The organism is Mycobacterium hainanense (genome assembly GCF_041890355.1).
Taxonomy (GTDB): domain Bacteria; phylum Actinomycetota; class Actinomycetes; order Mycobacteriales; family Mycobacteriaceae; genus Mycobacterium; species Mycobacterium hainanense.
Window position 1 is genome coordinate 2,072,471 of record NZ_CP169059.1, and the last position, 18,845, is coordinate 2,091,315.

An 18,845-nucleotide genomic window follows, 5' to 3' on the forward strand; every position below is an offset into this window, starting at 1 on the left:
GCCGGTCACACCATGCACACTTACACGTACTACACCGTGGTCACGCGGAACCCTGTGGGGGACAAGATCGTCGAGATCCCACCAGGGTGCTTGCGTATCGAAGGGGGAACCGTGAAAAGCATGAAGAGTATTGCCACCGGCGTGGCGGCGTTCGCCGTCGTAGGGGGAGCCGCCGGTGGCGTTTTCGTCGCGGCACCGATGGACCCGGTGCGGTTGGCCGCGCTCGGTGTGCCGTTGCCGCAAGACCCACCACCGCCGCCGCCGGCCCCGGGCGCCCTGCCGACGCCGGAGCAGCTGACGAACCTGTGCAACCAGGCCACCGACCCGGGCGTCTCGTACACCACCAAGAACAACCTGGTCGAAAACGGCATCAGCCCCGACGAGGGCCACGTTGCCGACCACGATCTGCGAAAGGCCTACCGCAACGGCAACTTTCCAGAGACGTTCGCCGTGACGAACATCGCGCCGGCCGGCCCGAACATGGCCCAGGCCGACGTGGCCATCTCCGGTCCGAGGTTCGCCGGGCCGGTCGAGAAGCACTTGGTCTTCGTCAACCAAGGCGGCAACTGGATCCTGCAGCACGACGCCGCTATCGCCCTGATTCAAGCGGCGACCGCGACGAACTAGCCCGGCCCGAATTCTGGGCCGCCACACAGCTGGGGCACAGGTTCCGCCTGTTGTCTTCACATGGCGTGGCCGTAACGTAGCCGTGCCGAGAGGCGAAACAACAGGAGTAGCAGGCGCACTGACACCACGCCCGATGCGTGGATCGTTTAACCAGACGCGCCCGTCGAAGGGGGAACCATGAAAACCGTCAAGTTGCTCGCCACCAGCGCGGCAGCCTTCGCCGTCATCGGGGGTGCGGCCGCCGGCGCGGTCTCCATCGCGCCTTCGATGGATCAGCTGCGGCTGGCCTCGTTCGGTGCGCCGTTACCGCAGGATCCCGCTCCGGTCGCGGCCGCCGACTTGCCGACCGCCGATCAGCTGACCGGTGTGCTGAACAGCCTGGCCGACCCGAGCGTCTCTTTCTCCAGCAAGAGCAACCTGGTTCAGGGTGGCATCAGTGGTATGGAGGCGCACGTCGCCGACAAGAAGCTGCAGAAGGCGGCCAAGAACGGCGACCTGCCCCTGTCGTTCGGCGTCACCAACATCCAGCCGGCCGCGGCCGGTTCGGCCACCGCTGACGTCGCGGTCTCCGGTCCGAAGCTGACCTCCCCGGTGACGCAGAACGTCACGTTCGTCAACCAGGGCGGCTGGGTGCTGTCGCGGGCGTCGGCGATGGAGTTGCTGCAGGCCGCCGGTCAGTGATCGGCACGCAGCGCACCCAGGTCTGACTTGGCGATGCGCACGGGGTCGGCCAGCACGTCGATCGAGGCGACCACGCCGTCGCGCACGACGAAACCCATGATCGCCGTCGCCCGCCCGGCGACGAAGATCACCGCGCCGGCCGCCCCGTTGACCGTCGCGGCGCGCACCTCGCGGTCGGGGCCCGCGTAGCCGCGGGCCAGCCTGGCCACGGCGGGTGCTCCCTCGGCGCGGAAGCCGGCGGTGCCCCGGCCGAAGTCGCCGCGCAGCACCACGTCGGGATGCAGCACCGCCACCAGGCGGTCGAAGTCGCCGCTGCGGCCCGCCGCGAAGAACGCGTCGACGGCCTCCCGCTGGGCGGTCACGTCGCCGTCGGGGGCCGGGTCGGCCTCTTCGATGCGCCGCCGTGCCCGGCTGGCCAGCTTGCGGGTGGCCTCCGGGGTCCGGCCGACGATGGGCGCGATCTGGTCGAATGGCACGGCGAACGCGTCGTGCAACACGAACGCCAGGCGCTGCTCCGGCGGCAACGTATCCAGCACCACGAACAACGCCAGCCCGACGGCGTCGGCCAGCATCGCGCGGTGTTCGGGGTCGAACTCGCCGTCGGCTTCCACGATCGGGTCCGGCAAGACGGCGGCGGGTTCCTCGCGTCCCCGGGCCCGGCGGTCGCGCAGCATGTTCAAGCAGATGCGGGCCACCACGGTGGTCAGCCAGGCTTCGAGGTTGGCGATACCGTCGGCCGGCCTGCCGCTCAGCCGCAGCCACGCCTCCTGCACGGCGTCCTGGGCGTCGTCGATCGAGCCCAGCATGCGGTAGGCGATGGCGCCGAGCTGGGGGCGCGCCGCCTCGAAACGCGCCGTCATCGACGCATCCACGGTCACGTGGCACCGGGTGTCTCGGGCACGGCACAGACCCGGTCGCCCGAAAAGCCGGGCGAGCCGATCCCCAGCGCGAGGTTGAAGCGGGCCCGCAAGTTGCCCAGCGTGATGACGTGGGTGAGCCCGACGAGCTGGGCGGTGTCGAAATGCGCGCGCAGCGCATCGAAAAGCTCGTCGCTGACTTCGACGGGGGTGCGGCTGATCGCGGTGGCGTACTCGAGGATCAGCTTGTCGACTTCGGAGAAGCACGCGGCATTCCGGTAGTCGGCAAGCGCGAGCAATTCCTCGTCGGTGATGCCCCACCGACGGGCGATCTGTGAACCCAGGTCGATGCAGTACTCGCAGCCCACCGTCGTCGCAGCCTTGAGCTCCGCGAGCGCGCGGTCGCGGGGGCTCAGGATGTCCAGCTTCGACTCGGCCTGCTCAAGCCTGCCGTACGCGTTGAGCAGCCGGGGGATGTGTGCGTATATCCGCAGCGGTTCCAGCATCCCGGCCGTTTCGAGCCCGGTCATCTGGGCCAGCTTGCGCTTGGTGAAGAAGAAGGCGATCTTGGCGCCCAGACCGGCATCACGGTCGGACACCACTGGCAACCGGGACATGGCGATCCTCCTAGCGAGTTGCGGTGTGAACCAACGTCCTCACTAAGTCGACACCCGGCGGCGCGAAAACGTGACCGGCTACCTCGGCGGCCCCGGCGCCATGTCCATGTCGAACACCCGCGCGTGCAGCACCGTGCGGTTTCGCAGTGCCGCGCGGACCGCCCGGTGCAGCCCATCTTCGAGATAGGTGACGCCCCTCCACCGCACCGCGTGCGGAAACAGGTCGCCGTAGAACGTGGAGTCCTCCGACAGCAGGCGGTCCAGGGCGAGCACCGTCGTCGTGGTGACCAACTCGTCGAGCCGGATCTGCTGCGGCGGAATCTGGGCCCAGTCCCGGTATGACAGCCCATGCTCGGGGTACGGCTTGCCTTCGCGCACGCCCTTGAAAATCATGGCCCGATCTTTCCCGATGCGCTGCCATCACCCGACCGGTTCATGCTGGACAGGCTAACCGGAACAACCGTCGCCAGCACCGAAGCGCCCCTAATCGCCACGGGCGCCACCGACTGCCCGCCGCCGCCCGGCTGCTGGTAACCCGTGAGCGCGGCTCGCGACCCGTAAAATAGACCCGGTCAGCGCGGTGCAGGGAGGTGACAGCGAGTGGGAAGTGCCGACGATCGGCGTTTCGAGGTGTTGCGTGCCATCGTCGCCGATTTCGTTGCCACCAAGGAGCCCATCGGTTCCAAGACGTTGGTGGAGCGCCATAACCTGGGCGTCTCGTCCGCGACCGTCCGCAACGACATGGCGGTGCTGGAGGCCGAGGGTTACATCACCCAGCCCCACACCAGTTCCGGGCGCGTGCCCACGGAGAAGGGCTACCGCGAGTTCGTCGACCGCCTGCACGACGTCAAGCCGCTGTCCTCCGCCGAGCGCAGCGCGATCCTGAGCTTCCTGGAATCCGGGGTCGACCTGGACGACGCGCTGCGCCGGGCGGTGCGGCTGCTGGCCCAGCTGACCCGCCAGGTGGCGGTGGTGCAGTACCCGACGCTGACGTCGTCCACCGTGCGCCACCTGGAAGTGATCGCGCTGACGCCGGCCCGCCTGCTGATGGTCGTCATCACCGACACCGGTCGGGTGGATCAGCGCATCGTCGAACTCGGTGACGTCATCGACGACCACCAGCTGTCCCAGCTTCGGGAGATGCTCGGGCAGGCGTTGATCGGCAAGAAGCTTTCGGCGGCCTCGATCGCGGTCGCCGACCTGGCCGGGCAACTCCGCGCGCCGGACGGCCTGGGCGACGCCGTCGGCCGCTCGGCGACGGTGTTGCTGGAGTCGTTGGTGGAACACACCGAAGAACGCTTGCTGATGGGCGGGACCGCCAACCTGACGCGCAACGCCGCCGATTTCGGCGGCTCGCTGCGCTCGATCCTGGAGGCGCTCGAGGAGCAGGTGGTGGTGCTGCGGTTGCTGGCGGCCCAGCAGGAAGCCGGTAAGGTGACGGTGCGCATCGGCCATGAGACGGCCGCCGAGCAAATGGCGGGCACCTCGATGGTGACCACCGCCTACGGCACCCCCGACACCGTGTTCGGCGGAATGGGTGTGCTGGGGCCCACCCGGATGGACTATCCGGGAACTATCGCCAGCGTCGCCGCGGTTGCCCTTTATATCGGCGAAGTCCTGGGTGCTCGATGAACGCGCACCCGCGGTGCGCGCAGGCGCGGGATAAGGATCAGGTTTAGGAGAGTCAGGCGTGGCACGCGACTATTACGGGCTGCTCGGGGTGAGCAGAAACGCCAGCGATGCGGAGATCAAGCGCGCATACCGCAAGCTGGCGCGCGAACTCCATCCCGACGTGAACCCGGACGAGGCCGCGCAGGCGAAGTTCAAGGAGATCAGCGTCGCCTACGAGGTGCTCAGCGACCCGGAGAAGCGACGCATCGTCGATCTGGGCGGTGACCCGATGGAAAACGCCGCCGCGGGCGGCGGGTTCGGCGGCGGCTTCGGCGGCCTGGGCGACGTCTTCGAAGCGTTCTTCGGCGGCGGCTTCAGCGCCGGCACTTCCTCGCGCGGTCCGATCGGCCGGGTGCGGCCGGGCTCGGACTCGCTGCTGCGGATGCGGCTCGACCTCGAAGAGTGCGCCACCGGGGTGACCAAGCAGGTCACCGTCGACACGGCGGTGTTGTGTGACCGCTGCCAGGGCAAGGGCACCAACGGCGACTCGGTGCCGGTCCCGTGCGACACGTGCGGCGGCCGCGGCGAGGTCCAGACGGTGCAGCGGTCGCTGCTCGGTCAGGTGATGACCTCCCGGCCGTGTCCCACCTGCCGCGGCGTCGGCGTCGTCATCCCCGATCCCTGCCATCAGTGCATGGGCGACGGCCGGGTCCGTGCCCGCCGTGAGATCAGCGTCAAGATCCCCGCCGGGGTCGGCGACGGCATGCGGGTTCGGCTCGCCGCCCAGGGTGAGGTCGGACCCGGGGGAGGGCCGGCCGGCGACCTGTATGTCGAGGTTCACGAGCAGGCCCACGACGTCTTCGTGCGCGAGGGCGATGATCTGCACTGCACGGTGTCGGTGCCGATGATCGACGCGGCGCTGGGCGCCACGGTCACCATCGACGCCATCCTGGACGGCCTCAGCGAGGTTACCGTTCCGCCTGGCACCCAACCGAATTCGGTCATCACGCTGCGGGGCCGCGGGATGCCGCACCTGCGGTCGGGCACCCGGGGCGACCTGCACGTGCACGTCGAGGTGGTCGTGCCCACCCGGCTGGACCACCACGACACCGAACTGCTGCGTGAGCTGAAGGCCCGGCGCAGCCGCGACGTTCCCGAGGTCCGCTCGACGCACGCCGGTGGCGGGCTGTTCAGCCGTTTGCGCGAAACCTTCACCGGGCGCTAGCCGCCGGGGCCCCCGCACATGGTGGCGACGCTGTTCTACGTCGACGCACTGCCCGAAACCGGCGCGCTGGCCGTCGTGGACGGCGACGAAGGCTTCCACGCCGCCGCCGTGCGCCGGATCCGTCCCGGCGAACAGTTGATGCTCGGCGACGGCACCGGCGGCCTCGCCCTCTGCGAGGTTGAGCACGCCGGGCGCGACGGGCTGCGGGCGCGGGTGCTGGGGCGCTGGAGCGTCGAGCCCGGTCGCCCGGCGGTGACCGTGGTGCAGGCCCTGCCTAAGTCCGATCGCTCGGAGCTGGCCATCGAATTGGCCACCGAAGCGGGCGCCGACGCGTTCGTCGCCTGGCAGGCGGACCGGTGCGTGGCCAACTGGCAGGGTGCCCGCGTGGACAAGGGCCTGCGCCGCTGGCGCGCCGTAGCCCGTTCGGCGGCGCGGCAATCGCGCCGGGCGCACATCCCGCCCGTGGCGGGCGTGGTGTCCACCGCGGCGCTGATCCAACGGGTCCGCGACGAGGTCGCGGCCGGGTCGTCGGTGCTTTGCCTGTACGAGTCGGCGACCGAGCGGCTCGCGGATCACCATGTCGGCCAATCGGATTCGGTGTTGCTGGTGATCGGACCCGAGGGCGGCATCGCTCCGGACGAGATCGCCGCGTTGACCGCGGCGGGCGCGGTGGCCGTCCGGCTGGGTCCGCAGGTGTTGCGGACGTCGACCGCGGCCGCGGTGGCGTTGGGTGCGATCGGCGTGCTCACGCCCCGATGGGACGTTGCCGGCTTGGACGGTGGTGGAGGCGACGCCGCTTCAGAAAACGCTTAGCTGGCGCGCGATCTCGAGGGTCGCTCGGTCTCCGCGCGCTTGCACCCCGAGGGCTTCCCACTTTCCGCGTTGACTGACCCACCGGACGAAAGCGTCGGCGCCGGAAGTGATGTCGGCGGTCACGTCCCCGTCGCCGAAGCGCAGCGTGCGCGTGCAACCTCCGGTCAGGCGAATCTCCACCGCGCCATCGATGCGCCCGAGCAGGGCGGCGTTTTGCTGGGGCAGCGCCGCCTCGATCCAATCGACGGTGGGTTCCAGCCGCAGTTCGTCGGAGGCCGGCGGCTCCGCCCGCAGCGGGCCGCGTGGCTGCAAGAGGTCGTGCCTGATGTGTACGTATTGCTCGAAGGCGAACGCCGTGGGTATCACCGACGCGGGATAGGTCCCGACGTCCCCGAGCGGCACCTCGAAGTCCTGGCTTTCGGCCGCGGCGAGGACCTCGAGGCCCTTCAAGCTGACCGCCTCGTAATCGTCGACGATTTCTCGGGAGGTCATCCCGCGCCGTGCCTCGACGTACAGGTCCGCAGCCCGTTCCGCGGGCAAGCCGCCGGGATCGGGCAACTGCGACGGGTCGACGGCCAGCCAGAAACTGCACGCCATGTGGGACACGACGTCTCGCACCGACCAGCCCGGGCAGCCGCTCGCTTGTGCCCAGTCGGATTCTTCTAGGAGGGGGAGAATCGCCAGCAGCGCCGCGCGGTCCGCCTCGATGGCCCGTATCGCTGAACTCATCTCACCGTGTCCCTTCCGTGGTTCGGCCATCTCGCTGCTATCTTGAGAGCGAGATTCATACAGTATGTATGAAGTTACATACAGTATGTATGAAAGGCAACAAGTTTGAACGACGAACGTCGCACCCAGGCGGAGCGCTCCGCGGAGACACGGGAGGCGCTGGTGGCCGCGGCGCGGCCCTTGTTCGCGGCCAACGGCTTCTCGGAGGTGGCTCTCGAGGCGATCGTGCGATCGGCGGGCGTGACCCGTGGCGCGCTATACCATCACTTCGCCGACAAGACCGAGCTGTTCGCGACCGTGTTCGAGCGAGTCGAGGCGGAGGTCGCCGCCCGCATGGCCGAGGCCATCGCGGCGGCCGGCGAAACCGACGCCATCGAGGTCATGCGATTGGGCGCCGCTTTCTGGCTGGACGCCTGCTCCGATCCCGAAATCCAGCGCATCGCCCTGGTGGACGCGCCTGCGGTGCTCGGTTGGACGCGGTGGACCGAAATCGGCAACCGCTACAACGTCGGCTTGGTGCGGGCGCTGCTTGCCAGCGCTGTCGAGACCGGCCGCATACCGCCGCAACCCATCGAAGCGACCGCGCTGACGATGCTTGGCGCCATGCGCGAGGCCACCCTCTACGTGGCGAGGGCGGACGATCGTGACACGGCGCGCCGGGAAGCCGGCGCGGTCATCGACCGGTTGATCCGAGCCCTTACCGCAAGCGACGGTGACTAGAAGGCTGACCATCAGGGGGCCCGGGCGTAGACTTAGGCAGCCGAGCAAACCACCGACAAGCCGAGAAAGCAGGCATCGAGAGCCACGTGACGCCCCGCGAGACCAGCGCTGTTGACGCAGCCGGAGGCCTCCAGGCCAACGCCCAAGTACGCAGCAGCATCGATGTTCCGCCCGATGTCGTCGTCGGCTTGTTGGGCTCGGCGGACGAAAACCTCCGGGCGCTCGAGCGCAGCCTCAACGCCGATCTGCATGTGCGTGGTAATGCCGTGACGGTCTCGGGCGAGCCGGCCGACGTCGCGCTCGCCGAGCGGGCGATTTCCGAGCTGGTCGCGATCGTCGCCAACGGTCAGCCGCTGACGCCGGAGGTGGTCCGCCACAGCGTCGCCATGCTGACCGGCGCCGACAACGAGTCCCCGGCCGAAGTGCTCACCCTGGACATCCTGTCGCGGCGCGGCAAGACGATCCGGCCCAAGACGCTCAACCAGAAGCGTTACGTCGACGCGATCGACGCCAACACGATCGTCTTCGGGGTCGGCCCGGCCGGTACCGGCAAGACGTACCTGGCGATGGCCAAGGCGGTCAGCGCGCTGCAAACCAAACAGGTGAACCGCATCATCCTCACCCGGCCGGCGGTGGAAGCCGGTGAGCGCCTTGGCTTCCTGCCGGGGACATTGAGTGAGAAGATCGACCCGTATCTGCGGCCGCTGTATGACGCGCTCTACGACATGATGGATCCCGAGCTGATCCCGAAGCTGATGTCGGCCGGGGTCATCGAGGTGGCGCCGCTGGCCTACATGCGCGGTCGCACCCTGAATTCGGCCTTCATCGTGCTCGACGAGGCGCAGAACACCACCGCCGAGCAGATGAAGATGTTCCTCACGCGGCTCGGCTTCGGATCGAAAATGGTGATCACCGGGGACATCACCCAGGTGGACCTGCCCGGCGGCGCGCGGTCGGGGCTGCGCTCGGCGATCGAGATCCTGGACAGCGTGGAGGACATCCATATCGCGGAGCTCACCAGTGTGGACGTGGTGCGCCACCGGCTGGTCTCCGAAATCGTGGACGCCTACGCGAGATTCGAAGAGCCCGGATTGGCCAACCGGGCCGCCCGTCGGGCGTCGGGTTCCCGTGGACGCCGGTGATGAAGGCTGCGAGTGGTTGATGGGCGTCTTATGAGCATCGAGGTATCCAACGAGTCGGGCATCGACGTTTCCGAAACCGAATTGATCAGCGTCGCACGGTTTGTCATCGCCAAGATGGACGTAAACCCGGCCGCCGAGCTGTCGATGGTGCTGCTGGACACCGCGGCGATGGCCGACCTGCACATGCGGTGGATGGACCTGCCCGGGCCGACGGACGTGATGAGTTTCCCCATGGACGAGCTCGAGCCGGGGGGCCGGCCCGACGCGCCGGAGCCGGGACCGTCGATGCTGGGCGACATCGTGCTGTGCCCGGAATTCGCGGCCGGGCAGGCCGACGCGGCGGGCCACACCCTGGGCCACGAGCTGGCGCTGTTGACCATCCATGGTGTGCTGCACCTGTTGGGTTACGACCACGGCGAGCCGGACGAGGAAAAAGAGATGTTCGCCCTGCAGGACCGGTTGCTCGAAGAATGGGTCGCCGAGCAGGTCCAGGCCTACCACCAGGATCGCCAGCAGGAGCGGGATCGCCAATTGCTGGACAAGTCAAGGTATTTCGACAATTGAGCCCACAGAAACTACTCGGGATCGCGGCTGCGGCCGCCATCGCCCTGACACCGATCTCGGTGATGGCCACCACGATCGGTGTGGCGGAGGCGGCTCCGTGCGCCGGCGGCGGCGCGAACCCGACCAGCTGCAACTGGTGTCAGTACCTGGTGGCGCAGTATCACACCTCGAACGTGTGCTCCCAGGACGCGCCGCCCCGCCGGGTTCAGCCGCCGCCCAGCCCGGTGCAGGTTCCCGTGGTCCCGCCGTACGAACCGCCCAGCACGGTGCCGGTGCAGGCCCCGCCGCTCATCCCCCCGCCGAACCTGCCGCCCGCCAACACCGTTCCGACGATCAATCCGCCGGGCCCGGACGCGTCGAGAAATGTGTCGGTGGTGGCGCCGCCCCGGGGGCTCGACGTCCCGGCCCAGGCGGTCGCGGCGGCCAAGGCCGCACCGCCGACCCGGGTCAATCCCGCCGACCCCCCGAAACCGCCGAAGCAGATCGACTTCGACCAGCGGGTGCAGAACGTCGTCAGCACCCATCGGGAGAACGTCGACGTCCTGAAGGTCGACAACCAGCGGCTGGTGCGGCCCCGGCACTGGGACTACGTCGACTACGACGACGCCTTCCGCCGGCCGGCCCTGTTCAACCCGCTGAACCAGGCAATGACGTTCCGCTACTCCTACAACGGCGGCGACCGGGAGGCGTACCTGCCGCCCGGTGCCCGGATCGTGCTGGACGCGGCCACCGTCGGCGTGGTCCCCTTCACGGGGGTCGGTGACGGATGGGTGGTCTCGGGCAGCTTCTACGGCGGAGGCTCCTTGCCACCGGAAGGCCTCAACGGTCCGCCGCCGCCGGACTACAAACCACCCCAGCCGCCGAAGGTGTACCAGAACGTGTTGGTCGCGGTCCCCGCCGTCAACCAGACGTTGGAGGTCGGCCGGGTGTCGGTCGTGGGCCGCGACGAGAGCCAACCCGGGGGCAGCCAAGACGTCTTCCTGCTCGACGACTCCACGTTGGCCTGGGGTCAGACCAACGACTCCAGCAGCAGTAGCGCCCAGATCAGCGTGACCAAGACGCAGTCGCTGCCGCACGCCGGCCCGACCGACGACGGCAGCTTCCTGGTGGTGCTCGCCGTCCGACCGCACGAGGAGCCCACCCAACCCGCCCAGCCCTGGTGGCCCTCGGCGCTGGGCTACGGGGCACTGGGGGTCGTGGTGTGCCTCGCCGCCTGGGCGCTCAACCGCAAGCGGAGCGACGACCAGGTAGGACAACCTGTCACCACGTCGAGGTCTTCCGGCAATTGACCGGTCTGTCTTGGCTGCTCGGCGCGATGGCGCTGATCGCTATCGGCGGGCTGTTCGCCGCGATCGACGCGGCCATCAGCACGGTGTCGCTCGCCCGGGTCCAGGAGCTCGTGCGCGAGGAACGGCCCGGCGCAGTGTCGCTGTCGGAGGTGATGGCCGAGCGACCGCGCTACATCAATCTGGTTGTCCTGCTGCGGATTGCCTGCGAAATCACCGCGACCGTGTTGCTGGTGCTGTTCCTGTACGACAACTTCGGTCTCACCTGGGCGCTGTTCGGCGCCGCGGCCACCATGGTGGTCATCAGTTTCGTCGTCATCGGGGTCGGCCCGCGCACCCTCGGCCGTCAGCACGCGTATTCCATCTCGTTGACGACAGCCGTTCCCCTGCGGCTGATGTCGTGGTTATTGATGCCGCTCAGCCGGCTGTTGGTGGTCCTGGGTAATGCGCTGACGCCCGGCCGCGGCTTGCGCAACGGGCCGTTCGCGTCCGAGATCGAGCTACGCGAAGTCGTCGACCTGGCCCAACAGCGCGGTGTCGTCGCCGCCGACGAGCGCCGGATGATCGAGTCCGTATTCGAACTCGGTGACACCCCGGCCCGCGAGGTGATGGTGCCGCGCACCGAGATGATCTGGATCGAAAGCGACAAGCTGGCCAGTCAGGCGTTGAACCTGGCGGTGCGCAGCGGGCATTCGCGCCTCCCGGTGATCGGGGAGAACGTCGACGACATCGTCGGGGTCGTCTACCTGAAAGACCTTGTCCAGCAGAGCTTTCTCTCGGGTGACGGTGGCCGGGGCATCACCGTGGCCCAGGTGATGCGTCCGGCGGTGTTCGTGCCGGATTCCAAGCCGCTGGATACGCTGCTGCGCGAGATGCAGCGCGACCGCAACCACATGGCCCTGCTGGTCGACGAGTACGGCGCGATAGCCGGCCTGGTGACCATCGAGGATGTGCTGGAGGAGATCGTCGGCGAGATCGCCGACGAGTACGATCAGGCGGAGACGGCTCCGGTAGAAGAGTTGGGCGACAAGCGGTTCCGCGTGTCGGCGCGATTGCCAATCGAAGACCTCGGTGAGCTGTACGGGGTGGAGTTCGACGACGACCTCGACGTCGACACCGTGGGCGGCCTGCTCGCCCTGGAGCTGGGCCGGGTTCCGCTCCCCGGAGCCGAGGTGGTCTCGCATGGGCTGCGGCTGCAAGCCGAGGGCGGCACCGATCACCGCGGACGGGTCCGGGTCGGCACGGTCCTGCTGAGCCCGGTCGAGCCGGAGTCCAACGGCTCCGATGGAGAGAACCCCTCGTGACGCCGAGCGCCCGGTCCCCGCAAACAGGCGGCTCGCGTCCAGTAGCGCGTGCCCGGTCGGCAAAATGACCGAATTCCGTTCCGGTTTCGTGTGTTTGGTCGGAAGGCCGAACACCGGCAAGTCGACGTTGACCAACGCGCTCGTCGGCACCAAGGTGGCGATCACCTCGACCCGGCCGCAAACCACCCGCCACACTATTCGCGGCATTGTGCACCGGGACGACTTCCAGATCATCCTGGTGGACACGCCGGGCCTGCACCGGCCGCGCACTCTGCTGGGCAAGCGGCTCAACGACCTGGTGCGCGACACCTACGCCGAAGTCGACGTGATCGGCCTGTGCATCCCGGCCGATGAGGCGATCGGTCCGGGGGACAGGTGGATCGTCGACCAAATCCGTTCGACCGCACCGAAGACGACGCTGGTCGCGATCGTGACCAAGATCGACAAGGTGGCCAAAGACCGGGTGGCCGCCCAGCTGCTCGCGGTCAGTGACCTGGTGGGCGACTCCGCAGAGATCGTCCCGGTGTCGGCGGCAACCGGGGCGCAGGTGGACGTGTTGATCGACGTGCTGGCCGGGGCGCTGCCCGCCGGTCCGGCGTACTACCCCGACGGTGAGCTGACCGACGAACCCGAGGAAGTGCTGATGGCGGAGCTCATCCGCGAGGCCGCGCTGGAAGGCATTCGCGACGAGCTGCCGCATTCGCTGGCCGTTGTCATCGACGAGGTCAGCCCGCGGGCGGACCGCGACGACCTGATCGACGTGCACGCGCTGCTCTACGTCGAGCGCGACAGCCAAAAGGGAATCATCATCGGCAAGGGCGGGACCCGGCTGCGCCAGGTCGGCACGGCGGCGCGCGGCCAGATCGAGAAGTTGCTGGGTACCAAGGTCTACTTGGACCTGCGGGTGAAGGTCGCCAAGAACTGGCAGAGCGACCCTAAACAGCTTGGTCGGCTTGGCTTCTGAAGTCATGAAGGTTTTCCCGCAGCGCGAGCGGGTAGGCGGTGCCCATGACATTTCAAGTGACCGAAGTCCAGACGAGGGTCAGCCGGTAGCAGTAGCGGAATGACATACCGCTACTTGGCTTTTCCTCGTGCGAGTTTGATGGCATCGGCGACGGGTAGCCGTCGCGTATGACCCAAGCACAGTTAGCGTTAGTGACCGGCGCGTCCAGTGGTATTGGGCTCGAACTGGCCAAGCAGTTCGCCCAACACGGCTACGACCTGGTCGTCGCCGCCGATGACGACGCCATCAGGGATGTACCGGACAAATTGTCCCGGTGGAGTTCCACCGTGCAGCCGATACAGGTGGACCTCCGCACCCCAGAGGGGGTGGAGCACTTGTACCAGAGCACGATTGACGGCGATCGCGTGTTGGCGGCCGCGGCGCTGAACGCCGGCATCGGACGTGGCGAGATGTTCCTCAAGAGCGAGCTCGCCGACGACCTGAGCATCGTCGACCTCAACGTGCGCTCGACGGTCCACCTCGCCAAGCTGGTCCTGCGCGACATGGCAAACCGCAACACGGGCAAGGTCCTGTTCACGTCGTCCATCGCGTCCCAGATGCCCGGCTCGTATCAGCCGGTGTACAACGCGTCGAAGTCGTTCGTTCAATCGTTCGCCGAAGCGCTCCAGGACGAATTGCGTGACACCGCAATCACTGTCACGGCGCTGATGCCCGGGCCGACGGACACCAACTTCTTTGCACGCGCCAAAATGGTGGAGTCCCTGATGGGCAAGGGGCCTAAGGACGACCCCGCCAAGGTCGCGCGGCAAGGGTTCGAGGCGTTGATGCGCGGTGAGCAGAAGATCATCGCCGGTTCGGTCCTCGTCAAGGCCATGGGGGCGGCCAACCATCTGCTGCCCGACAGCGTCAAAGCCGTTGGCAACCGGATAATGTCGCGCCCGCGCTAGACCAACGGCGGCGACCTGCGCTAGGCAAGCACGCGGATGGTTCGCAGCGATTGATCCGCCGCATCGGGAACGTTCATGCCGGCGCGTACACCGGAACCCAGGTAGTCCAGCACTGCGTCGTTGAGCCGCTCGCCGGGCACCACCGCGGGAATCCCCGGCGGATACGGCGTGCACTGTTCGGCGGCAACGCGGCCCGCTGCCTTCTCGATGGGAACCTGCTCGACGCGCCCGAAGAATGCGTCGCGCGGCAGGCAGACCGTTTCCAGCTGCAGCTGCTCGGGCGACGGCAAATCGATGGGCGGCGGCGGGTCGACGTTGTCGGCGGCCTTGCGCCAGGCGGCAAGCGCATCCGTGAGGCGGCTCGCGGTTTCCTTGTCGTCGGCCATAGACAACGTCGCCAGAATGCGGCGATGATCGCTCATCCCGGTGTCGATGTGCGCGTGCTCGCGCAGCCAGTCGTGGGCCTGATAACCGGAGGTGCCCGTCGCCGACACGTCCATCAACACTTGCATCCGATCCAAGTCGTGGGACGCCTGTACGCCGAGCAATTCGTCGTCGAGCACCAACACGTCGGGGATGTTTTCAACGTCCTGACGCAGCTGGCACGCGAGATCCAAAGCACTGCCGAGCAATTCGTGTCCGCGCTGCACCATTTGGCGCCGCCACCCGTCCATGGCGGCATACACCAGCACGTTGGGGCTGGTGGTCATCAACAGGTCGGCGCATGCCGATAGGCGGTCCTGATCGATCAGGTCGCCCTGCACGTGAAATACGGAGCCCTGCTCGAAGCCGGCGCCCATCTTGTGGATGCTGACCACGCACACGTCCGCGCCGGCATCCATCGCCCAGGTCGGCAGATTCTCGTGGAAGGGCAGGTGCGCGCCCCAGGCCTCGTCGATGATCAACGGTTTGCCGCGCGCGTGGCAGACCTCGGCGATGCCGGCGATGTCGGCGCACGTGCCGTACGGGCTGGGGCTGACGATGAGGGCACCGGCGGCGTCGGGGTGCTTTGCCCAGGTCTCTTCCACCTGCTGGGGTGACGGTGGATGCGAGAGATGATGCTCGGCGTCCCAGCGGGGAGTAATCCACCGGGGTTGCACTCCCGAAAAGATCAGCCCCGCCACGATCGACTTGTGGCTGTCCCGGCCCACCAGCAGGCTGCCGTCGCCACCGGCCACGGCCATCATCGCCGCCTTGACCGACAGGGAGCTGCCGCAGGTGGAGAACCAGGCGATGTCGGCGCCCACGGCCTCGGCCATCAGGTCTTCGGCGCGTTTGAGGTATTGCTGGCTGGTCCTGCGGTCGTCCAGCCCTCCGCTGGCCAGTACGTCGTCGGCGAACGGCTCGCGGCCCAGCACCGCCAGGACCCGTTCGTCGGTGCCGCGGCCCTGTCGGTGACCAGGCGGCGTGAACCCGTATCTGTTCTTCTGGCGGTAATCGACCAGCGCATCTAACAGTGGAGCATCAGATTGGTCCATGGCGAAGGAGTACCCGCCTTGCTACCGGCTATGCGACCGCCCCGCTGACCTCGAGCAACCCGTGTTCGCGTACCGCCGCCATCGACAATGTGCGGTAGCCGAATTCGTCGAAAAGGACGGTGACGCGGTCGCGGTCGCCACCGATCACCACGCCGCGTCCCCATTCCCGATGCCGCACGGCGGCGTCCATGGGTAACGCGGCTTGCTCCACGCCGACGTCGTCGGGCCGTTCCGCCGCGAGGCATCGGTCACAATTTCCGCACGGACCCGCTAACCGCTCCCCGAAGTATGCGAGCAGGAAAACCCTTCGGCACGAGCGTGTTTCGGCGTATCCGCGCATCATCTCGATTCGGCTAAGGTTAACCCGTTCGCGGAGTTCGGCTGCCTGCACCGCTTCGGCGACGGCGGCGTCGGTCGGCAGGCGCGTGCGCAGGAAGCCCTTGCGGGTGGAGCGGATCGTACCGGCCTCCTCGAGCAGGTTGACTGCGTTGGTCAACGCGCGCCCGCGGACGTCGAGCCGGCCCCGCAGGTCTTTCAGTCGCGTCGGGTGCGATTCGTCCAGCGCGCCATAGACCGCCGCGAGCTGCTGTTCGTCGGGGTGGCCGGCGGAGAAAAAGCGTGCCAGGCCTAGGTCTTCGGGACGGTAGAACAGTAGCGCCAGCGCGTCGGCACCGTCGCGGCCGGCTCGGCCGATCTGCTGGTAGTAGCTGTCCAACGAGTCGGGCACCGACGCATGCGCGACGAAGCGCACGTTCGGCTTGTCGATGCCCATGCCGAACGCCGACGTCGCCACCACGACCTCATACTCGTCGTCGCGGAACCCGGCGTGTACCGCGTCACGCTCGGTGGTTTTCATTCCGGCATGGTAGTTCGCAGTGACGATGCCCTTGGTGCGCAACTCTTCTGCGTAGGACTCGGCTTCCTTGCGGGTGGCCACATACAGCAGGCCTGGGGTCGGAAGTCCTGGCATGGCCTCGAGCACCGCCGACCGTTTCGCGTCGGCATCGAGGTGGCGCTCGACGACCAACCGCAGATTCGGCCGGTCGAAACTCCCGACGACGACCGCCGGATCGCGTAACCCAAGCCGGTCGACGATGTCACGGCGCACTACTACGGAGGCGGTCGCCGTCAGGGCGACGATCGGGATCGACTCGCCCAGCCGCCGGAAAACGTCGGCCAGTCGCCGATAATCGGGCCGGAAGTCGTGTCCCCACGCCGACACGCAATGCGCCTCATCGACGACGATCATGGAGACCTGCGCTCCCGATAGTCGGTTGACCACGTCGTCGTTCCCCAGCTGTTCGGGGGAGACGAAGACGAAATCGGCGTCGCCCCGTTCGATGGACTCCCAGCCGCGCCGAAGCTGCCCGGCGCGCAGGGCGGAGTTGATGGCGACGGCCGTTCCGGCGCCGCTGGCTTCGAGGGCGGCAATCTGGTCTTCCTGCAACGCGATCAGGGGCGAAACGACCAACGTCGCTCCGTCTGTGAGGAGCGAGGGCACTTGGTAGATCGCCGATTTGCCCGACCCGGTCGGCAGCACGGCGAGCACGTCGCGGCCGTGCAGCACCGCGCGCATCGCCGCGCGCTGGTCGTCGGTCAGGCGTTCCCAGCCGAAGTGCCTATGCGCTACCGCATCCAGGTCCAGGCCGTCGGATCGTTGCACTGCGGTCAACTACCCGGCGCGGGTGTGGACAAACCCGAAGCCGCTCAAGCGAAGTCAACTTCCGACGATGTGCGGCTTACTGTTTCACCTTCGTGGCGGCGGGGTACCGGCCACCGGCGGCGTGCCCGTTTCGGCGTTCCACCACACCGTCGGCTGTTTGGTCGACCACCCGCACACGGCCTCCAGCTCGGCGGCCAGCGAGATCAGCATGCCCTCGCTGTTGGCCGGTCCCATCAGTTGCACCCCGATCGGCAACCCTTCGGAAGTGAACCCGGCCGGCACGTTGATCGACGGCCAACCCAGCACGTTCCATGGGAACGTCAGCGGGCACGCGGCGATCATCGCGCGGTCGGTGCCGAAGCTGCTCAACCGGTCGAAGGCGCGGGCCAGCGGTGGCGGTTGGGCGGTCGTCGGGGCCAGGACGACGTCGACGATGTCGAAGATCGAACCCACCCGACGCTGGGCGGCCGCCTCGTGCCGCCGTGCGGTGCGCAGGATCGCCTGACCCAGCACGTGGCCCATGCGCAGGTTGGCCACAGTGCGGGGGTCGAGGATCACCCCGTCGCCCAATCGCTCCTCCCAGTCCCGCAGGCCGGCGGTGGACCGGGCGAGGAAGTCCCACGACAGCCGCAGGCCGTAGTCGGGATTGCCGGGGACGACCGTGTGACCGAGCAACTCGAGTTGCTTGGCCACGGCCCGCGTGGCGGCCAGGATTTCCGGGTGCAGTTTGGGCCGGAACCCGGTGTAGGGGAATCGGGTCGACAGCGCGATGTTGAGCGGGCCGGGCGCGATACCGACGTAGTCGGACGCGGTGATCGGGGGCGGCTTGTGCCGGTCGCCGTCGACGTTGCCCGACGCGGCGTCGAGCACCAACGCGGCATCGGCCACCGTGCGGGCCAGCACGCCATTGACCGTGATGCCGTTGAACGCATCGGGCAACGGCCAGGTGGAGATGCGCCCGCGCTGCGGCTTGATGCCCACCAGGTGCGTCCAGGCGGCCGGGATGCGGATGCTGCCGGCACCGTCGGAGCCGAGCGCCGCGGTGACCAGCCCCGCCGCCACCGCGGCCGCGCTGCCCCCGGACGAGCCGCCCGGGGTGTGCCGGCGCGACCAGGGGTTGCGGGTGTGCCCGAAGCCGGGGCCGCTGGTGAACGGCCACTGGCCAAGCTCACAGGTGTTGGTCTTGCCGACGATCACCGCGCCGGCGGCCTTGAGGCGGCGAACCACCTCGGCGTCGTGGGTGGCGGGCGGGACGTAGCCCTCGGTGCCGTAGGCCGTCGGCACTCCAGCAACGTCGACGTCGTCTTTGACCGCGATCGGGATGCCGAGCAACGGCGCCGTGTCCCCGGCCGCCCGCCGCCGGTCGGCCGCCGCCGCGGCGGCCAGCGCCGATTCGGTGAGCACCACGCGGAAGGCGTTCAACGTCGGTTGGCTCGCGTGGATGGCGTGCAGGGACCGGCGCACCAGTGTGACCGATGTCACGGAACGGCTGGCCAGCTGATAGAGCAGGTCAGTCAGTGTCGGCAGGCGCTGGCCGCTGGATCCGAAAACGGACCCAGGACCTGACTCGGAAGCGCCAATCACGGGGTACGAGACTAATCGGCGCGGATACCAGCA

At 68.2% G+C, this 18,845-nt stretch carries 19 protein-coding genes; 12 read left to right on the top strand and 7 right to left on the bottom strand.

Annotated features, from left to right (window positions below):
• Positions 1-111 precede the first annotated feature (111 nt).
• A complete protein-coding gene (locus ACEL92_RS09730) occupies positions 112-627 on the top strand; it encodes a hypothetical protein (RefSeq protein ID WP_374025364.1) in 516 nt (171 codons plus the stop codon).
• 177 nt (positions 628-804) lie between these two features.
• Positions 805-1,308 (top strand): hypothetical protein, encoded by a 504-nt coding sequence (locus ACEL92_RS09735; protein ID WP_374025365.1) that lies wholly within the window; start codon positions 805-807, stop codon positions 1,306-1,308.
• On the opposite strand, the gene ACEL92_RS09740 is transcribed toward ACEL92_RS09735, so the two are convergent.
• The 3 genes from ACEL92_RS09740 to ACEL92_RS09750 all read right to left on the bottom strand — a co-directional run bounded on the left by ACEL92_RS09740 (position 1,302) and on the right by ACEL92_RS09750 (position 3,175).
• Complete coding sequence (locus tag ACEL92_RS09740; RefSeq protein ID WP_374025366.1) at positions 1,302-2,168, bottom strand: sigma-70 family RNA polymerase sigma factor; 867 nt, start codon at positions 2,166-2,168, stop codon at positions 1,302-1,304. The genes ACEL92_RS09735 and ACEL92_RS09740 overlap by 7 nt on opposite strands.
• 14 nt (positions 2,169-2,182) lie before the next feature.
• On the bottom strand, positions 2,183-2,782 hold the full coding sequence (locus tag ACEL92_RS09745; RefSeq protein ID WP_374025367.1) for a carboxymuconolactone decarboxylase family protein: 600 nt from the start codon (positions 2,780-2,782) through the stop codon (positions 2,183-2,185).
• 78 nt (positions 2,783-2,860) lie between these two features.
• A complete protein-coding gene (locus ACEL92_RS09750; RefSeq protein ID WP_067276378.1) occupies positions 2,861-3,175 on the bottom strand; it encodes a type II toxin-antitoxin system VapB family antitoxin in 315 nt (104 codons plus the stop codon).
• 207 nt (positions 3,176-3,382) lie between these two features.
• Here ACEL92_RS09750 and hrcA point away from each other — a divergent pair, with 207 nt between their 5' ends.
• Genes hrcA through ACEL92_RS09765 form a run of 3 tightly spaced genes read left to right on the top strand, consistent with a single transcriptional unit; the run spans position 3,383 to position 6,431 of the window.
• Positions 3,383-4,414, top strand: a complete 1,032-nt coding sequence (hrcA, locus tag ACEL92_RS09755) for a heat-inducible transcriptional repressor HrcA (RefSeq protein WP_374025368.1) — start codon at positions 3,383-3,385, stop codon at positions 4,412-4,414.
• A 58-nt stretch (positions 4,415-4,472) separates the two neighbouring features.
• Positions 4,473-5,618, top strand: coding sequence for a molecular chaperone DnaJ (dnaJ, locus tag ACEL92_RS09760; RefSeq protein ID WP_374025369.1), 1,146 nt, complete (start codon positions 4,473-4,475; stop codon positions 5,616-5,618).
• A gap of 18 nt (positions 5,619-5,636) precedes the next feature.
• Positions 5,637-6,431 (top strand): 16S rRNA (uracil(1498)-N(3))-methyltransferase, encoded by a 795-nt coding sequence (locus ACEL92_RS09765; protein WP_374025370.1) that lies wholly within the window; start codon positions 5,637-5,639, stop codon positions 6,429-6,431.
• On the opposite strand, the gene ACEL92_RS09770 is transcribed toward ACEL92_RS09765, so the two are convergent.
• Positions 6,417-7,160, bottom strand: a complete 744-nt coding sequence (locus ACEL92_RS09770; RefSeq protein ID WP_374025371.1) for a maleylpyruvate isomerase family mycothiol-dependent enzyme — start codon at positions 7,158-7,160, stop codon at positions 6,417-6,419. The two genes, ACEL92_RS09765 and ACEL92_RS09770, sit on opposite strands and share 15 nt — an antisense overlap.
• 105 nt (positions 7,161-7,265) lie before the next feature.
• Here ACEL92_RS09770 and ACEL92_RS09775 point away from each other — a divergent pair, with 105 nt between their 5' ends.
• From ACEL92_RS09775 to ACEL92_RS09805, 7 genes are all read left to right on the top strand, one after another.
• Positions 7,266-7,880 (top strand): TetR/AcrR family transcriptional regulator, encoded by a 615-nt coding sequence (locus ACEL92_RS09775; RefSeq protein ID WP_374025372.1) that lies wholly within the window; start codon positions 7,266-7,268, stop codon positions 7,878-7,880.
• 86 nt (positions 7,881-7,966) lie between these two features.
• The gene (locus tag ACEL92_RS09780) at positions 7,967-9,022 is read left to right on the top strand and encodes a PhoH family protein (RefSeq protein ID WP_374025373.1); all 1,056 of its coding nucleotides are present in this window, start codon (positions 7,967-7,969) and stop codon (positions 9,020-9,022) included.
• Positions 9,023-9,052: 30 nt separating this feature from the next.
• Positions 9,053-9,586, top strand: a complete 534-nt coding sequence (gene ybeY, locus ACEL92_RS09785; RefSeq protein ID WP_067301718.1) for an rRNA maturation RNase YbeY — start codon at positions 9,053-9,055, stop codon at positions 9,584-9,586.
• A 62-nt stretch (positions 9,587-9,648) separates the two neighbouring features.
• Positions 9,649-10,875 carry a hypothetical protein gene (locus ACEL92_RS09790; RefSeq protein ID WP_374026157.1) on the top strand — a complete coding sequence of 409 codons (1,227 nt, stop codon included), beginning with the start codon at positions 9,649-9,651 and terminating at the stop codon, positions 10,873-10,875.
• Positions 10,872-12,176 carry a hemolysin family protein gene (locus tag ACEL92_RS09795; protein ID WP_374025374.1) on the top strand — a complete coding sequence of 435 codons (1,305 nt, stop codon included), beginning with the start codon at positions 10,872-10,874 and terminating at the stop codon, positions 12,174-12,176. The genes ACEL92_RS09790 and ACEL92_RS09795 overlap by 4 nt, the downstream gene beginning before the upstream one ends.
• 64 nt (positions 12,177-12,240) lie before the next feature.
• Positions 12,241-13,140, top strand: coding sequence for a GTPase Era (era, locus tag ACEL92_RS09800; RefSeq protein WP_374025375.1), 900 nt, complete (start codon positions 12,241-12,243; stop codon positions 13,138-13,140).
• A gap of 167 nt (positions 13,141-13,307) precedes the next feature.
• On the top strand, positions 13,308-14,087 hold the full coding sequence (locus ACEL92_RS09805) for an SDR family NAD(P)-dependent oxidoreductase (RefSeq protein WP_374025376.1): 780 nt from the start codon (positions 13,308-13,310) through the stop codon (positions 14,085-14,087).
• A 20-nt stretch (positions 14,088-14,107) separates the two neighbouring features.
• Here ACEL92_RS09805 and ACEL92_RS09810 read toward each other — a convergent pair whose 3' ends face one another.
• From ACEL92_RS09810 to ACEL92_RS09820, 3 genes are all read right to left on the bottom strand, one after another.
• Positions 14,108-15,565, bottom strand: a complete 1,458-nt coding sequence (locus ACEL92_RS09810; RefSeq protein WP_374025377.1) for an aminotransferase class I/II-fold pyridoxal phosphate-dependent enzyme — start codon at positions 15,563-15,565, stop codon at positions 14,108-14,110.
• A 28-nt stretch (positions 15,566-15,593) separates the two neighbouring features.
• Entirely contained in the window at positions 15,594-17,228 is a 1,635-nt protein-coding gene (locus ACEL92_RS09815; protein ID WP_374025378.1) for an ATP-dependent DNA helicase RecQ, read from the bottom strand.
• A gap of 84 nt (positions 17,229-17,312) precedes the next feature.
• On the bottom strand, positions 17,313-18,812 hold the full coding sequence (locus ACEL92_RS09820) for an amidase (RefSeq protein ID WP_374025379.1): 1,500 nt from the start codon (positions 18,810-18,812) through the stop codon (positions 17,313-17,315).
• Between the last annotated feature and the right edge of the window lie 33 nt (positions 18,813-18,845).

What these genes read in the sequence shown, in the direction of transcription:
- ACEL92_RS09745 (WP_374025367.1), bottom strand. Translation starts at nt 2,782, where the DNA reads ATGTCCCGGTTGCCAGTGGTGTCCGACCGTGATGCCGGTCTGGGCGCC.
- ACEL92_RS09805 (WP_374025376.1), top strand. Translation starts at nt 13,308, where the DNA reads ATGACCCAAGCACAGTTAGCGTTAGTGACCGGCGCGTCCAGTGGTATT.
- ybeY (WP_067301718.1), top strand. Translation starts at nt 9,053, where the DNA reads ATGAGCATCGAGGTATCCAACGAGTCGGGCATCGACGTTTCCGAAACC.
- ACEL92_RS09735 (WP_374025365.1), top strand. Translation starts at nt 805, where the DNA reads ATGAAAACCGTCAAGTTGCTCGCCACCAGCGCGGCAGCCTTCGCCGTC.
- era (WP_374025375.1), top strand. Translation starts at nt 12,241, where the DNA reads ATGACCGAATTCCGTTCCGGTTTCGTGTGTTTGGTCGGAAGGCCGAAC.
- ACEL92_RS09765 (WP_374025370.1), top strand. Translation starts at nt 5,637, where the DNA reads ATGGTGGCGACGCTGTTCTACGTCGACGCACTGCCCGAAACCGGCGCG.
- ACEL92_RS09810 (WP_374025377.1), bottom strand. Translation starts at nt 15,565, where the DNA reads ATGGACCAATCTGATGCTCCACTGTTAGATGCGCTGGTCGATTACCGC.
- ACEL92_RS09770 (WP_374025371.1), bottom strand. Translation starts at nt 7,160, where the DNA reads ATGAGTTCAGCGATACGGGCCATCGAGGCGGACCGCGCGGCGCTGCTG.
- ACEL92_RS09750 (WP_067276378.1), bottom strand. Translation starts at nt 3,175, where the DNA reads ATGATTTTCAAGGGCGTGCGCGAAGGCAAGCCGTACCCCGAGCATGGG.
- ACEL92_RS09790 (WP_374026157.1), top strand. Translation starts at nt 9,649, where the DNA reads ATGGCCACCACGATCGGTGTGGCGGAGGCGGCTCCGTGCGCCGGCGGC.
- ACEL92_RS09740 (WP_374025366.1), bottom strand. Translation starts at nt 2,168, where the DNA reads ATGACGGCGCGTTTCGAGGCGGCGCGCCCCCAGCTCGGCGCCATCGCC.